The following is a 14319-nucleotide window of genomic DNA, read 5'->3' as shown; positions in this document are numbered from 1 at the left end:
AGGGCACCTCACGGCAGCATTTCCATGATGGCCCTATAATTCGGCCTTCCGTGTAAAAGGACTGTCAGTTTCGTGTCTTCCTCCCCCGAGACCTTACTCGAGCTGCGCGACGTCGACTTCGGTTATGGCGACCGGCTCGTCCTGTCGAACCTGAATCTGCGCTTCAAGCGCGGCCAGGTCGTTGCGGTTATGGGCGGCTCGGGTTGCGGCAAAACAACGGTGCTGCGTCTGATCGGCGGTCTGGTGCGCGCGCAGCGCGGCCAGATCCTGTTTCATGGCCAGGACATCGGCCAGCAGACGCGCGACGGCCTCTACGCGCTGCGCCGCAAGATGGGCATGCTGTTCCAGTTTGGCGCGTTGTTCACCGATATGTCGGTGTTCGAAAACGTCGCCTTCGCCTTGCGCGAGCACACCGACCTCCCCGAAGAACTGATCCGCGACCTCGTGTTGATGAAGCTCAACGCGGTCGGGTTGCGCGGCGCGCGCGACCTGGCGCCTTCGGAGATTTCGGGCGGTATGGCGCGGCGTGTGGCGCTCGCCCGGGCGATTGCGCTCGACCCCGAGCTGATGATGTACGACGAGCCGTTCGCCGGCCTCGATCCGATCTCGCTCGGCATCACCGCGAACCTGATTCGCGCGTTGAATCAGGCGCTTGGCGCGACGTCGATCCTCGTCACGCACGACGTGCCGGAATCGTTCGCGATCGCCGATTACGTCTATTTCCTTGCCAACGGCGGGGTGCATGCCGAAGGCACGCCGGCTGAGCTGCGCGCGTCGACCGATCCTACGGTGCGCCAGTTCATCGACGGCGCGCCGGACGGCCCGTTCAAATTCCACTATCCCAGCAAGACGCCACTCGCGGCGGACTTCGGCATTGGCGGAGGTCAGTCATGATCAGCGCGCTTGGTCGCTCGGTACTCGACGGGCTGGGCACGGCCGGCTACGCCACGCGGTTCTTCTTCCGGCTGCTGCTCGAGTTTTTCCCATTGCTGCGCCGGCCGCGCCTTGTCACGAAGCAGATCCACTTTGTGGGTAATTATTCGCTGGTGATCATCGCCGTGTCGGGGCTGTTCGTCGGCTTCGTGCTCGGCTTGCAGGGCTATTACACGCTGAACCGTTACGGTTCCGAACAGGCATTGGGCCTCCTGGTCGCGCTTTCGCTGGTGCGCGAACTCGGGCCGGTGGTCACGGCGCTTCTGTTTGCGGGCCGCGCCGGCACGTCGCTCACGGCCGAAATCGGCTTGATGAAGGCGGGCGAGCAATTGACCGCGATGGAAATGATGGCGGTGGACCCGGTCAAGGTCGTCGTCGCGCCGCGCTTGTGGGCCGGGATTATTTCCATGCCGATTCTGGCCGCGATTTTCAGCGCGGTCGGCGTGTTCGGCGGTTATGTGGTGGGTGTGCTGCTGATCGGCGTCGACGCCGGCGCGTTCTGGTCGCAGATGCAAGGCGGCGTCGATGTCTGGCGCGACGTGGGCGCCGGGGTCATCAAGAGCGTGGTGTTCGGCCTCGCGGTGACCTTTGTGGCGCTGTTTCAGGGCTACGAAGCCAAGCCGACGCCGGAAGGCGTGTCGCGCGCCACGACCAAGACGGTCGTGTACGCGTCGCTTGCGGTGCTCGGCCTCGATTTTCTGTTGACCGCACTGATGTTCAGCTAAAACTGCGCTGCACGTTTCCGTTCGGCGGGCGCGCCTCGGTTTGCGCGTCACGGGAGCGGGAGCAGCGTGGCGGATTCACTTTGGGATGACGATGAAAAAGACTGCTCTCGACTTCTGGGTCGGCCTGTTCGTGGTGTTGGGTTTCGTGGCGTTGCTGTTTCTCGCGCTGAAGGCCGGCAACATGAGCTCGTTGTCGTTTCAGGCAACGTACCCGGTCAAGCTCAAGTTCGACAATATCGGCGGACTGAAGGCGCGCGCACCGGTGAAGAGCGCGGGCGTGACGGTCGGCCGGGTTGCCTCGATCGGCTTTGACAGCAATGCGTATCAGGCTGTCGTCACGATCGATATCGACAAGCAATACCCGTTTCCGAAAGACACGTCGGCGAAGATCCTGACCTCGGGTCTGCTCGGCGAGCAATACATCGGGCTCGAACCCGGTGGCGATAGTGAGATGCTTAAAGCGGGTGACACGATCTCGATGACACAATCGGCAATCGTGCTGGAAAACTTGATCGGACAATTCCTGTATAGCAAGGCCGCGGACTCGGGCGCATCCAAGCCGGGCGCGGGTTCGGCCACACCTGCGGCCGCCCCTGCCACGGCACCCGCGTCGGCGGCGCCGACTCTGCCCGCCTCTGGCGCGGCCGGTCAATAAGGAGAAAAAAAATGCAGACCCTACGCAAACGAGGCGTGCGCACCGTCCAGATAGCGACCTTCGCGCTCGCGGCCGCTACGCTCGCCGGCTGCTCGACCGTGCAGACGCCGACCAAGGGCGATCCGCTCGAGGGCTTGAACCGCACCATCTTCACCGTCAACGACAAGCTCGATCAGTACGCGCTGAAGCCGGTCGCGAAGGGCTACGTCTTCATCACGCCGCAGCCGGTGCGCGACAGCGTCACCAACTTCTTCTCGAATATCGGCGACGTCTACATCGCGGCGAACAATCTGCTGCAGTTGAAGATCACCGATGGCGTCGAAGACATCATGCGGATCGTGATCAACACGGTGTTCGGCGTTGGCGGTCTGTTCGACGTGGCGACGCTCGCTAAACTGCCCAAGCATGACAACGACCTCGGCCTGACGCTCGGGCACTACGGCGTGCCGCCGGGTCCTTACCTCGTTCTGCCGCTGTTCGGTCCGAGCACGGTGCGCGACGCGGTCGGCTCGATCGGCAACTACTATGTGAATCCGCTCAGCTACATCAATCCGCCAGGCCTGACGTGGGCGCTGTACGGCGTGAACGTGATCAATACGCGTGCGAACCTGCTGAACGCGAGCGATGTACTGGAAGGCGCCGCGCTGGATAAGTACTCGTTCGTGCGTAACGCGTATCTGCAGCGCCGCCAGTATTTGTTGTCGGACGGCAAGCAGTCGCAGTCGCTGCCGAACTACGGCGACGAAGCGCCGCTGCCGAAGTACGACGACGTCGATAGCGGTGCGGCTGCGGCGCCAGCAGGCACGCAGGGTGCTGCCGCGAAAGCATCGGCTGCGTCCGGTGCGGCCGCCGCAACGCCGCCGCAAGCTGCTTCGGCGGCTGGCGCAACCACGGGCGCAACCGGCACGGCGGCTGCGCCTGAAGCCGCCTCCGGCGGCTCCGAAACACCGCCGCTCGACCTGAACGGCGGTCCGGAAACGACGCAGATTCCGGCCGGCCAACTGGTTCCGCCGACGCGTTTCAACTTCCCGTCATTCAAATTGCGTTGATCGTGCGGCCGTAACACCTCGATACGACTCTCGCAGTTTGCGCATGGATTGCTGCTGAACTCGCGTGTTAATGTCGGCTCCAACGGTTGCACTATTTTTAAGGCAAGCAAGGTTCGATATGAAAAAACTATTCCTGATTCCGTTGTTCGCAGCGCTGTTTTCGTTCGCCAGTGCCGGTGCCTCGGCGCAAACGGTGGACTCCAATTCGCCGGACGGCCTGGTCAAGACCGTCACCCAGCAGGTGATCGATGCGATCCACGCCGACAAGTCGATCCAGCAAGGCGACATCACCCACATCACTCAGCTCGTCAACGAAAAGATCCTGCCGTACACCGATTTCCGCCGCACCACGCAACTGGCGATGGGCCGCAACTGGCGCACCGCGACGCCGGAGCAGCAAAACGCCGTCGTCGAGCAGTTCAAGATGCTGCTGATCCGCACGTATTCGGGCGCGTTGGCACAAGTGCGCGACCAGCAGATTCAGTACAAGCCGTTCCGCATGAACCCGGACGACACCGACACGGTGGTGCGCTCGGTGGTGATGAACAACGGCTCGCCGATCGAACTCGACTATCGTCTGTACAAGACGCCGAACGGCTGGCGTGTGTATGACATCAACGTGCTCGGCGCGTGGCTGATCCAGGCGTATCAGCAACAGTTCAGCGAACAGATCCAGCAGAAGGGCGTGGACGGACTGATCCAGTTCCTCACGCAGCGCAATCAGCAACTGGCCGCGGGCAAGCAGTCGTGAGCGAAGTGCTGAACGCCGTCGTCGCAAGCCGCTTCGAAAGCGGCGCGACGCTGACCCACGAGAGCGCGAAAGCCGCGCTCGAGGCGGGTTTGCAGCGCATCGCAGCGGGCGCGACCGGCGTGGATTGCGCGCCGCTCGCGCAATTCGACTCGTCCGCGCTTGCCGTCCTGCTCGCGTGGGAGCGTGCCGCCCAGGCGCGCGGCATCGCGTTCGAGATCGTCAATCTGCCGGCTGGTCTCGCCAGCCTCGCACAAGCCTACGGCGTCGATACCCTGTTATGTCGACCGGAGTTAGCGCTTTAGCGGTTACTCCGGTCCCATGCTGCTTGCAGCGCGCGCGACATTGACGCTCCCCTAGCGTCACTTCCAATCGCCCCGGCCGAGCCGGGGCTGCCGATTTTTGCCCTATAATCAAACGTTTTTCGGGGCATATAACCGGCCCCAATTTCGTCCCTTCCAGCACTTTTGCGCCCCCTCGGGGCTCCTTTAGGCGCCGCGACGCACGCGGCCCACAGTCATGTCAGCCATAGAAATTCGTAACGTCAAGAAGCGCTACAAGGATTTGCAGGCGCTCAAGGGCGTCAGCCTCACGGTGGAAGAAGGCGAGTTCTTCGGACTGCTCGGTCCGAACGGCGCGGGCAAGACAACGCTCATCAGCATACTCGCGGGTCTCGCGCGCGCCGATGAAGGCAGCATTGCGGTGCGCGGCCATGACGTAGTCAGCGATTTTCGCGACGCGCGCCGCGCGCTCGGCGTGGTGCCGCAGGAGCTCGTGTTCGATCCCTTCTTCACGGTGCGCGAAACCTTGCGCATCCAGTCCGGCTACTACGGGCTGCGCAACAACGACGCGTGGATCGACGAGATCATGGCCAATCTCGACCTCACCGAGAAAGCTGACGCCAATATGCGCGCGCTGTCGGGCGGCATGAAGCGCCGCGTACTCGTGGCGCAGGCGCTGGTGCACCGGCCGCCGGTGATCGTGCTGGATGAGCCGACCGCGGGCGTCGACGTCGAGTTGCGTCAAACCTTGTGGAAATTCATCTCGCGCCTGAATCGCGAAGGTCACACGATCGTGCTGACCACGCACTATCTGGAAGAAGCCGAATCGCTGTGCGACCGCATCGCGATGTTGCGGCGCGGCGAGGTCGTCGCGCTCGAGCGCACCAGCACGCTGCTGCAGCGCTTTGCGGGCATGCAGCTGTTCCTGCGTTTTACGCAAGGTGTGTTGCCGGCCGAGTTGCGTCCGCTCGAAGTGGAAAGCGGCGCGGGTAACGGCAATGGCCGGCAGCATCTGCTGCGGCTCGCGAGCTATGACGACGTCGAGCGGATTCTCGCGCAGTGTCGCGCAGCGGGCTGCGCATTCGAAGAAATCGAGGTCCGCAAAGCCGACCTCGAAGATGTGTTCGTTCAGGTGATGAACGGTCCGGAAGTGATCGAGGGGCTGGCATGAGCGGCTTTCGCACGCTGTTTTACAAGGAAATCCTGCGTTTCTGGAAGGTGTCGTTCCAGACCGTGCTGGCGCCGGTCATCACCGCGCTGCTGTATCTGACGATTTTCGGCCACGCGTTGCGCGGTCACGTTCAGGTCTATCCGGGCGTCGAGTACACGAGCTTTCTGATTCCCGGTCTCGTGATGATGAGCGTGCTGCAGAACGCATTTGCGAATAGCTCGTCCTCGCTGATCCAGTCGAAAATCACGGGCAACCTGGTGTTCGTATTGCTGCCGCCGTTGTCGCACTACGAGATGTTCGGCGCGTATGTGCTCGCCGCCGTGGCGCGCGGATTGGCGGTCGGCTTCGGCGTGTTCATCGTGACGATCTGGTTCGTGCCGGTCAGCTTCAGCGCGCCGCTTTACATCATCGCGTTCGCGATTTTCGGCGCGGCGATCCTGGGCACGCTCGGTTTGATTGCCGGCATCTGGGCCGAAAAGTTCGATCAGCTTGCCGCATTTCAAAACTTTCTGATTATGCCGCTCACGTTCCTCTCGGGCGTGTTCTACTCGACGCATACGCTGCCACCGGTGTGGCGCGAAGTGTCGCGGCTCAATCCTTTTTTCTACATGATCGACGGCTTTCGCTACGGTTTCTTCGGGATGTCGGATATCAATCCGCTCGTGAGCCTTGCGATCGTTGCCGGTTTCTTTGTGGTGCTGGCCGTGGTGGCGATGCGCATGCTCGCCTCCGGCTACAAACTGCGCCACTGATCAGGAGCATCTCTCATGTTGCCGACTCCCGAACAGGTCAAGCAATACATCGCGGCTGGGCTCGCTTGCCAGCATCTCGAAGTCGAAGGCGACGGTCAGCATTTCTTTGCGACCATCGTTGCCGAGAGCTTCGAAGGCAAGCGTCTGATCCAGCGCCATCAACTCGTGTATGCGGCGCTCGGCGACCGCATGCGCGAAGAAATCCACGCGCTCAGCATGAAGACGCTGACGCCCGCCGAATGGCAGAACGCGTAATCTGGAAATTTAGTGCGAATTACTCAAGAAGGGCGCGACGCCGGTAGCGGCGCGTCGAACACAGTCAAAGCGGGCCCGGCTGAAGTCCGGGTCAATCAGGAACTGACAGGCATGGATAAACTCGTCATTGAAGGTGGCTACCCGCTGTCGGGTGAAGTCGTCGTCTCAGGTGCCAAGAACGCGGCGTTGCCGATTCTGTGCGCGAGTCTGCTGAGCGCGGAGCCGGTGCATCTGGAGAACGTGCCCGACTTGCAGGACGTGCGCACGATGCTCAAGCTGCTCGGCCAGATGGGCGTGCAGATCGAGAGCGGCGAGGGCTGCGTGTCGCTGGATGCGTCGAAGGTCGATAACCTCGTCGCGCCGTACGAAATGGTGAAGACCATGCGTGCGTCGATCCTCGTGCTCGGCCCGCTGGTCGCGCGCTTCGGTCACGCTCGCGTGTCGCTGCCGGGCGGCTGCGCAATCGGCGCGCGTCCGGTGGATCAGCACATCAAGGGTCTGCAGGCCATGGGCGCCGAGATCACGATCGAGCACGGCTTCATCGAAGCGCGTGCGAAGCGTCTGAAGGGCGCGCGCATCGTGACCGACATGATCACCGTGACGGGCACCGAAAACCTGCTGATGGCAGCGGTGCTGGCCGAGGGCGAAACGGTCATCGAGAACGCCGCGCGTGAGCCGGAAGTGGGTGACCTCGCGCATCTGCTGGTCGAGATGGGCGCCAAGATCGAAGGTATCGGCACCGACCGTCTGGTGATCCAGGGCGTCGACAAGCTGCATGGCGCAAAGCACACGGTGATTCCGGATCGTATCGAAGCCGGCACGTTCCTGTGCGCGGTCGCGGCTGCCGGCGGCGATGTGACGCTGCGTAAGGTACGTCCGCTGATTCTCGAAGCCGTCACCGAAAAGCTGCGCGAAGCCGGCGTCACGATCGAAGAGGGCGACGACTGGATGCGTGTGCGCATGGACAAGCGTCCGAGCGCGGTGAGCTTCCGCACGTCCGAATATCCGGCGTTCCCGACCGACATGCAGGCGCAGTTTATGGCGCTCAACACGCTCGCGGACGGCACCTCGCAAGTCGTCGAGACGATCTTCGAGAACCGCTACATGCACGTGCAGGAATTGAACCGCCTCGGCGCGAACATCACGATCGACGGCAACACCGCGCTCGTGACCGGCGTCGAGAAGCTGTCCGGCGCGAAGGTGATGGCGACCGACCTGCGTGCGTCGGCGAGCCTCGTGATCGCCGCGCTGCGTGCCGAAGGCGAAACGTTGATCGACCGTATCTATCACCTGGATCGTGGTTACGACCGGATGGAGACCAAGCTCAACGCCATCGGCGCCAGGGTGCGCCGTATCTCGGGGAGCCAGGCATGAGTTCGATGCCGCAAACGTCGTCGTCGCCGGCGGTGAGCGCACCGCTCACGCTGGCTTTGTCGAAAGGGCGTATCTTCGAAGAGACGCTGCCGCTGCTCGCCGCAGCCGGCATTGAAGTCGCCGAAGATCCGGAAACCTCGCGCAAGCTGATTCTGCCCACTACGGATGCGAATGTGCGCGTGATCATCGTGCGCGCCACGGACGTGCCGACCTACGTCGAATACGGCGCAGCCGACTTCGGCGTGGCCGGCAAGGATGTGCTGCTTGAGCACGGCGGCAGCGGACTGTATCAGCCGGTCGATCTGGATATCGCGCGTTGCCGGATGTCGGTCGCAGTGGCGGCCGGTTTCGACTACGCGAACGCGGTGCGCCAGGGCGCACGTCTGCGCGTGGCGACCAAATATGTGGAAACCGCACGTGAGCATTTTGCCGCCAAGGGCGTGCACGTCGATCTGATCAAGCTGTACGGTTCGATGGAGCTGGCGCCGCTGGTCGGCCTCGCCGATGCGATCGTCGACCTGGTGAGTTCCGGCAATACCTTGCGCGCCAACAATCTTGTCGAGGTGGAAGAGATCATGCAGATTTCGTCGCGCCTCGTTGTGAACCAGGCAGCGCTGAAGCTCAAGCGCGCGGCGCTGCGGCCGATCCTCGACGCGTTCGAACGCGCGTCGAAGGCCGGCGCTGCGGCCTGAAAAGTTTGACTACGCTCGTTTGACCACGCTTTAGCGCGCCTTACCGAAACGGATACCCGTATGTCTATCAAGATTCGCAAACTCGATTCCAGCGCTCCCGACTTCCAGAAGTCGCTGCATGCGGTACTCGCGTTCGAGGCGAGCGAAGACGAAGCAATCGAGCGCTCGGTCGCGCAGATTCTGAACGACGTGAAGGCACGCGGCGACGCCGCGGTGCTCGAGTACACGAGCCGCTTCGACCGCGTCGAGGCGAAGAGCGTCGCGGCGCTCGAGTTGCCGATGTCCGAACTGGAGGCGGCGCTCGAAGGCCTCGAGCCGAAGCGTCGCGCAGCGCTCGAAGCGGCGGCGGCGCGCGTGCGCGGTTACCACGAGAAGCAGAAGATCGAGTGCGGCAGCCATAGCTGGCAGTACACGGAAGCTGACGGCACCGTGCTCGGCCAGAAGGTCACGCCGCTGGATCGCGCGGGTATTTACGTGCCGGGCGGCAAGGCGGCGTATCCGTCGTCGGTGCTGATGAACGCGATTCCGGCGCGCGTGGCCGGTGTGCGCGAAATCGTCATGGTTGTGCCCACGCCGGACGGCGTGAAGAATCCGCTGGTGCTGGCGGCCGCCTTGCTGGGCGGCGTGGATCGCGTGTTCACGATCGGCGGCGCGCAGGCGGTGGGCGCAATGGCATACGGCACGGAAACGGTGCCTGCGGTCGACAAGATCTGCGGCCCCGGCAACGCGTATGTCGCGTCGGCCAAGCGCCGGGTGTTCGGCACGGTCGGCATTGACATGATCGCCGGGCCGTCGGAAATTCTCGTGCTGTGCGACGGCACGACGGACCCGCGCTGGATCGCGATGGACCTGTTCTCGCAAGCCGAGCACGACGAACTCGCGCAATCCATCCTGCTGTGTCCGGACGATGCATTCATCGCCCGCGTACGCGATGCGATCAACGAACTGCTGCCGAGCATGCCGCGCCAGGACGTGATCCGCGCTTCGCTCGAAGGCCGCGGTGCGTTGATCAAGGTGCGCGATATGGCCGAAGCCTGCGCGATCGCCAATGACATCGCGCCGGAACACCTCGAAATCTCCGCGCTGGAACCGCATCAATGGGGCCAACTGATCCGCCATGCCGGCGCGATCTTCCTCGGCCGCTACACCAGTGAAAGCCTCGGCGACTACTGCGCGGGGCCGAATCACGTGCTGCCTACGTCGCGTACCGCACGGTTTTCGTCACCGCTGGGCGTCTACGATTTCTTCAAGCGTTCGAGCGTGATCGAGGTCAGTGCGGAAGGCGCGCAGACGCTTGGCGAGATCGCCGCCGAACTCGCTTACGGCGAAGGCCTGCAGGCGCATGCCCGCAGCGCCGAATACCGGATGCGGCAGAACGGCTAAGCGCGGCTGACCGCGACGAGCCGGAGTACGGAGCAGGCGGGCATCGAACCGATGTCCGCGAACCCTGCCGACGGATTTCGCGCGGTTTCCCGTTAAATAACGACAATACAGACCAACCTGGGGCAGTCCGCAAGCCGCCGATACCCGCCGGCGTCTCCCGCGCGGCCCGGTACACTGACTTATGACGACACCTCAAGACATCATCCGCCGCGACGTGCTCGCGATGACGAGCTATCCGGTTCCGGACGCCACGGGCTATATCAAGCTCGATGCGATGGAAAATCCGTTTTCGCTGCCTCCGGTGCTCGCCGCCCATCTCGGCGAGCATCTGGCCGGCGTTGCGCTGAACCGTTACCCGGCGCCGCGCCCGGAAGCGCTGATCGAAAAGATCAAGCGCGTGATGGGTGTGCCCGCGGGTTGCGACGTGCTGCTCGGCAACGGCTCGGATGAAATCATCAGCATGGTGTCGGTGGCGTGCGCGAAGCCGGGCGCCAAGGTGCTCGCGCCGATGCCGGGTTTCGTCATGTATCAGATGTCCGCGAAGCTGGCGAATCTGGAATTCATCGGCGTGCCGCTGAAGCCCGATTTCACGCTCGACACCGAAGCGATGCTGGCGGCGATCGCCGAGCATGAACCGGCGGTCATCTATCTGGCCTACCCGAACAACCCGACCGGCACGCTGTACGACGGCGCGGATATGGAGCGCATCATCGCCGCGGCGAACAAAAGCCTGGTGGTGATCGACGAGGCTTATCAGCCGTTCGCGCAGCAAAGCTGGCTGCCGCGCGCCGATGCCTTCGACAACGTCGTCGTGATGCGTACGGTGTCCAAGCTCGGTCTGGCCGGCATCCGCCTGGGTTATCTGGTCGGCAAGCCCGCCTGGCTCACCGAATTCGACAAGGTGCGGCCGCCCTACAACACCAACGTGCTGACGCAGGCCGCCGCCGATTTCCTGCTCGACCACGTCGACGTGCTCGACGCCCAAGCCGAGCAACTGCGTGAAGAACGGACGAAACTCGCGCAAGCCGTCGCCCAATTACCGGGCGCCGAAGTGTTTCCGAGCGCCGGCAACTTCCTGCTGGTGCGGGTGCCTGACGCATCCGTTATGTTCGAAACGCTGCTGGCAGCACGGGTTTTGATCAAAAACGTGAGTAAAATGCATCCATTGCTGGTCAATTGCGTGCGTTTGACCGTGGGTTCACCGGAAGAAAACGCCCAATTGATCGCTGGACTGAAACTCGTGCTGCATTGAACGGCGAGCTGAATGGCCGCGTGAGCGCTTTCCCCTACTGCGAAAAGTGCGCGCGGTCCGCCGTGTTCCCATCCCACACTACTATCGCTTTCTAGCTAGATTCGAGGAATTACCATGCGCCTTGCGGAAGTCGTTCGCAACACAAGCGAAACGCAGATCCGTGTGAAGATCAATCTGGACGGCACCGGTCAGCAGAAGCTGGCCACCGGTGTGCCGTTTCTTGATCACATGCTCGACCAGATCGCACGCCACGGGTTGTTCGATCTCGACATCGAAGCGCATGGCGACCTCGAAATCGACGACCACCACACGGTTGAAGACGTCGGCATCACGCTCGGCCAGGCCGTCGCGAAGGCAATTGGCGACCGCAAGGGCATCCGTCGCTACGGTCATTCTTACGTGCCGCTCGACGAAGCGCTGTCGCGCGTCGTGATCGATTTTTCCGGACGCCCGGGTCTCGAATTCCATGTGCCGTTTACGCGCGCGCGCATCGGCACCTTCGACGTCGATCTCTCCATCGAATTTTTCCGCGGCTTCGTCAATCACGCCGGCGTCACGCTGCACATCGACAACCTGCGTGGCCTGAACGCCCATCATCAGATGGAAACGGTGTTCAAGGCCTTCGGGCGTGCATTGCGTATGGCCGTCGAGATGGACGAACGCGCGGCGGGACAGATTCCGTCGACCAAGGGCAGCCTTTAAGCGCTCATTTACCAGCCTCGTGACCAGGACCGGCTGCGCTTGCCCGCACCCGGTGTGCGATGGATATTCTGAAGTCGTTTATTTCGCTGCTGGCGTTGATCAACCCGGTCGGCGCCATCCCGTTCTTTATGAGCCTGACGGCGCTTCAGAGCGACGTCGAGCGGCGCAGAACCATCCGCATCGCGGCAATTTCGGTGTTCTGCGTGATTGCGGTGACCACGCTGCTCGGGCAGCAGATCATCAGCTTCTTCGGCATTTCGGTCGGGTCGCTCGAAGTGGGCGGCGGGATCATCATGCTGCTGATGGCCATCAACATGCTGAACGCGCAGATCGGCAACAGCCGTTCGACGGAGGAAGAGCGCGATGAGGCCGAGCAGAAGAACAACATCGCGGTTGTACCGCTGGCGATCCCGCTGTTGACCGGTCCGGGCGCGATCAGCACCACGATCATTTATGCGGCCGGCTCGGCGCACTGGTACGACCGGCTGAGCCTGGTCGCGATCGGTGCGGTGCTGGCGGCGATCTGCTTTTTTTCGTTGCGCCTCGCCGAACCGATTGCCCGTTGGGTCGGTCGCACGGGTATCAACATCGGTACGCGGCTCATGGGTTTGATGTTATCGGCGCTGGCGGTGGAATTCATCGTCGATGGATTGAAGGCATTGCTGCCTAACTTGAAATGAAAACTTCGATAGCGATTGTGGATTACGGAATGGGCAACCTGCGCTCGGTTGCCCAGGCGCTACGCAAAGCCGCGCCGGAGGCGGACGTGGCGATCGTCGATCAGCCGGAAGCGATCCGCTCGGCCGACCGCGTGGTGCTGCCCGGCCAGGGCGCCATGCCTGACTGCATGCGCAGTCTGGCCGAATCCGGCCTGCAGGAGGCGGTCATCGAGGCCTCGCGCAGCAAGCCGCTGATGGGCGTGTGCGTCGGCGAGCAGATGCTGTTCGACTGGAGCGCCGAGGGCAATACGCCCGGTCTGGGTCTGTTGCCCGGCAAGGTGCTGCGCTTCGACCTGGAAGGTCAGGTGCAGGACGACGGCTCGCGCTTCAAGGTCCCGCAAATGGGCTGGAACCGCGTGCGCCAGGCGCAGCCGCATCCCTTGTGGGACGGCGTCGCGGATAACGCGTTCTTCTACTTCGTGCACAGCTACTACGTCGTGCCGGACAACGCCGCCCATACCTCGGGCGAAACGGTGTACGGTGTGCCCTTTACCTCGGCGGTGGCGCGGGATAACATCTTCGCGACCCAATTCCACCCGGAAAAGAGCGCCGAAGCGGGGCTGCGCGTGTATCGCAACTTCGTGCACTGGAAGCCGTGAGCGCCTTTCTTCATCCTGTTGTCCTACGCCGTTCCGCCATAAGCGGGGTGTTGGCGGTGCGCCACAACCGCAGCAAGACGATTCCGCTCCATGCGTTCCAATACGGCGCTCCGCAAGGGCGTCGAAAGAGTTGTACTAAACTAGCGAAACGGCGTTATGGCGGGCTGGCTTGTCAGCCGCTGCCGCCGACCTTCAACCACCTCCCAGACAACACCCGATTGCTATGCTGCTGATTCCCGCCATCGACCTGAAAGATGGTCACTGTGTACGCCTCAAACAGGGCGATATGGACCAGGCGACGATATTTTCCGAGGAACCGGCGGCGATGGCCCGGCATTGGGTCGATCGCGGCGCCCGCCGTCTGCACCTCGTCGACCTGAATGGCGCGTTCGCCGGCAAGCCGAAAAACGAAGACGCGATTCGCGCGATCATCGAGGAAGTGGGTGGCGAGATTCCCGTCCAGCTGGGCGGCGGCATCCGCGATCTGAACACGATCGAGCGCTATCTGGACGACGGTTTGTCGTACGTCATCATCGGCACGGCTGCGGTGAAGAATCCCGGCTTCCTGCAGGATGCGTGCACGGCTTTCGGCGGCCATATCATCGTCGGTCTGGATGCGAAAGACGGCAAGGTCGCGACCGACGGCTGGAGCAAGCTGACCGGCCATGAAGTGGCCGATCTGGCGCGCAAGTTCGAGGATTACGGCTGCGAGTCGATCATCTACACCGACATCGGCCGCGACGGCATGCTCCAGGGCATCAACATCGAAGCCACGGTGCGCCTCGCCCGCGCGGTGAAGATTCCGGTGATCGCGAGCGGCGGTTTGTCGAACCTCGCGGACATCGAGTCGCTCTGCGAAGTCGAGGACGAAGGCATCGAAGGCGTGATCTGCGGTCGGGCAATCTACTCGGGCGATCTGGACTTCGCGGCGGCGCAAACCCTCGCGGACCGGCTGCGCGAATCGGACGACGCTTAAGGCTCCAGGTTCGAGGCGTCGTGTTCGACTCGGAATCGACGCAGCAGCGGACT

General features: G+C 62.8%; 17 protein-coding genes. All 17 read left to right on the top strand.

The features are described 5' to 3' along the window. Positions 1 to 72: 72 nt before the first annotated feature. The 17 genes from P3T25_RS21245 to hisA all read left to right on the top strand — a co-directional run bounded on the left by P3T25_RS21245 (position 73) and on the right by hisA (position 14266). Entirely contained in the window at positions 73 to 894 is an 822-nt protein-coding gene (locus P3T25_RS21245; RefSeq protein ID WP_168435726.1) for an ABC transporter ATP-binding protein, read from the top strand. Next, a complete protein-coding gene (gene mlaE, locus P3T25_RS21240; RefSeq protein ID WP_054036607.1) occupies positions 891 to 1658 on the top strand; it encodes a lipid asymmetry maintenance ABC transporter permease subunit MlaE in 768 nt (255 codons plus the stop codon). Before P3T25_RS21245 ends, mlaE begins: the two co-directional genes overlap by 4 nt. 91 nt (positions 1659 to 1749) lie before the next feature. Beyond that, positions 1750 to 2313 carry an outer membrane lipid asymmetry maintenance protein MlaD gene (gene mlaD / locus P3T25_RS21235; protein ID WP_154560976.1) on the top strand — a complete coding sequence of 188 codons (564 nt, stop codon included), beginning with the start codon at positions 1750 to 1752 and terminating at the stop codon, positions 2311 to 2313. Positions 2314 to 2324: 11 nt separating this feature from the next. Then, the gene (locus P3T25_RS21230; protein ID WP_154560978.1) at positions 2325 to 3362 is read left to right on the top strand and encodes an MlaA family lipoprotein; all 1038 of its coding nucleotides are present in this window, start codon (positions 2325 to 2327) and stop codon (positions 3360 to 3362) included. Between the two features lie 118 nt (positions 3363 to 3480). After that, entirely contained in the window at positions 3481 to 4113 is a 633-nt protein-coding gene (locus P3T25_RS21225) for an MlaC/ttg2D family ABC transporter substrate-binding protein (protein WP_154560980.1), read from the top strand. Next, entirely contained in the window at positions 4110 to 4415 is a 306-nt protein-coding gene (locus tag P3T25_RS21220; RefSeq protein ID WP_097390546.1) for an STAS domain-containing protein, read from the top strand. Before P3T25_RS21225 ends, P3T25_RS21220 begins: the two co-directional genes overlap by 4 nt. A 214-nt stretch (positions 4416 to 4629) precedes the next feature. Further along, positions 4630 to 5562, top strand: coding sequence for an ABC transporter ATP-binding protein (locus tag P3T25_RS21215; RefSeq protein ID WP_154560982.1), 933 nt, complete (start codon positions 4630 to 4632; stop codon positions 5560 to 5562). Next, entirely contained in the window at positions 5559 to 6314 is a 756-nt protein-coding gene (locus tag P3T25_RS21210; RefSeq protein WP_093643443.1) for an ABC transporter permease, read from the top strand. Before P3T25_RS21215 ends, P3T25_RS21210 begins: the two co-directional genes overlap by 4 nt. 15 nt (positions 6315 to 6329) lie before the next feature. Further along, the gene (locus P3T25_RS21205) at positions 6330 to 6569 is read left to right on the top strand and encodes a BolA family protein (protein ID WP_054036615.1); all 240 of its coding nucleotides are present in this window, start codon (positions 6330 to 6332) and stop codon (positions 6567 to 6569) included. An 18-nt stretch (positions 6570 to 6587) separates the two neighbouring features. Next, on the top strand, positions 6588 to 7943 hold the full coding sequence (gene murA / locus P3T25_RS21200; protein WP_429358922.1) for a UDP-N-acetylglucosamine 1-carboxyvinyltransferase: 1356 nt from the start codon (positions 6588 to 6590) through the stop codon (positions 7941 to 7943). Next, positions 7940 to 8635 carry an ATP phosphoribosyltransferase gene (hisG, locus tag P3T25_RS21195; RefSeq protein WP_093643445.1) on the top strand — a complete coding sequence of 232 codons (696 nt, stop codon included), beginning with the start codon at positions 7940 to 7942 and terminating at the stop codon, positions 8633 to 8635. The genes murA and hisG overlap by 4 nt, the downstream gene beginning before the upstream one ends. Positions 8636 to 8695: 60 nt before the next feature. Then, a complete protein-coding gene (gene hisD, locus P3T25_RS21190; RefSeq protein ID WP_429358905.1) occupies positions 8696 to 10018 on the top strand; it encodes a histidinol dehydrogenase in 1323 nt (440 codons plus the stop codon). A 181-nt stretch (positions 10019 to 10199) separates the two neighbouring features. Next, positions 10200 to 11270 (top strand): histidinol-phosphate transaminase, encoded by a 1071-nt coding sequence (gene hisC, locus P3T25_RS21185; RefSeq protein ID WP_171926363.1) that lies wholly within the window; start codon positions 10200 to 10202, stop codon positions 11268 to 11270. A 114-nt stretch (positions 11271 to 11384) separates the two neighbouring features. After that, the gene (hisB, locus tag P3T25_RS21180; protein WP_054036619.1) at positions 11385 to 11972 is read left to right on the top strand and encodes an imidazoleglycerol-phosphate dehydratase HisB; all 588 of its coding nucleotides are present in this window, start codon (positions 11385 to 11387) and stop codon (positions 11970 to 11972) included. Between the two features lie 59 nt (positions 11973 to 12031). Further along, on the top strand, positions 12032 to 12652 hold the full coding sequence (locus tag P3T25_RS21175; RefSeq protein WP_154560988.1) for a MarC family protein: 621 nt from the start codon (positions 12032 to 12034) through the stop codon (positions 12650 to 12652). After that, entirely contained in the window at positions 12649 to 13290 is a 642-nt protein-coding gene (hisH, locus tag P3T25_RS21170; protein ID WP_429358904.1) for an imidazole glycerol phosphate synthase subunit HisH, read from the top strand. Before P3T25_RS21175 ends, hisH begins: the two co-directional genes overlap by 4 nt. A gap of 223 nt (positions 13291 to 13513) precedes the next feature. Continuing rightward, positions 13514 to 14266, top strand: coding sequence for a 1-(5-phosphoribosyl)-5-[(5-phosphoribosylamino)methylideneamino]imidazole-4-carboxamide isomerase (gene hisA / locus P3T25_RS21165; RefSeq protein WP_054036624.1), 753 nt, complete (start codon positions 13514 to 13516; stop codon positions 14264 to 14266). Positions 14267 to 14319: the final 53 nt, after the last annotated feature.

Origin of the sequence: Paraburkholderia sp. GAS32 (assembly GCF_050434225.1) — a bacterium.
GTDB classification, from domain to species: domain Bacteria; phylum Pseudomonadota; class Gammaproteobacteria; order Burkholderiales; family Burkholderiaceae; genus Paraburkholderia; species Paraburkholderia madseniana.
This window is presented reverse-complemented; position numbering and strand designations above follow the sequence as displayed.

Bases quoted from the DNA above. Each gene is read 5' to 3' on its own strand.
- mlaE (WP_054036607.1), top strand. From the start codon at position 891: ATGATCAGCGCGCTTGGTCGCTCGGTACTCGACGGGCTGGGCACGGCC.
- hisA (WP_054036624.1), top strand. From the start codon at position 13,514: ATGCTGCTGATTCCCGCCATCGACCTGAAAGATGGTCACTGTGTACGC.
- hisD (WP_429358905.1), top strand. From the start codon at position 8,696: ATGTCTATCAAGATTCGCAAACTCGATTCCAGCGCTCCCGACTTCCAG.
- P3T25_RS21205 (WP_054036615.1), top strand. From the start codon at position 6,330: ATGTTGCCGACTCCCGAACAGGTCAAGCAATACATCGCGGCTGGGCTC.
- mlaD (WP_154560976.1), top strand. From the start codon at position 1,750: ATGAAAAAGACTGCTCTCGACTTCTGGGTCGGCCTGTTCGTGGTGTTG.
- hisB (WP_054036619.1), top strand. From the start codon at position 11,385: ATGCGCCTTGCGGAAGTCGTTCGCAACACAAGCGAAACGCAGATCCGT.
- P3T25_RS21175 (WP_154560988.1), top strand. From the start codon at position 12,032: ATGGATATTCTGAAGTCGTTTATTTCGCTGCTGGCGTTGATCAACCCG.
- hisC (WP_171926363.1), top strand. From the start codon at position 10,200: ATGACGACACCTCAAGACATCATCCGCCGCGACGTGCTCGCGATGACG.
- hisH (WP_429358904.1), top strand. From the start codon at position 12,649: ATGAAAACTTCGATAGCGATTGTGGATTACGGAATGGGCAACCTGCGC.
- P3T25_RS21210 (WP_093643443.1), top strand. From the start codon at position 5,559: ATGAGCGGCTTTCGCACGCTGTTTTACAAGGAAATCCTGCGTTTCTGG.
- hisG (WP_093643445.1), top strand. From the start codon at position 7,940: ATGAGTTCGATGCCGCAAACGTCGTCGTCGCCGGCGGTGAGCGCACCG.
- P3T25_RS21225 (WP_154560980.1), top strand. From the start codon at position 3,481: ATGAAAAAACTATTCCTGATTCCGTTGTTCGCAGCGCTGTTTTCGTTC.
- P3T25_RS21230 (WP_154560978.1), top strand. From the start codon at position 2,325: ATGCAGACCCTACGCAAACGAGGCGTGCGCACCGTCCAGATAGCGACC.
- P3T25_RS21215 (WP_154560982.1), top strand. From the start codon at position 4,630: ATGTCAGCCATAGAAATTCGTAACGTCAAGAAGCGCTACAAGGATTTG.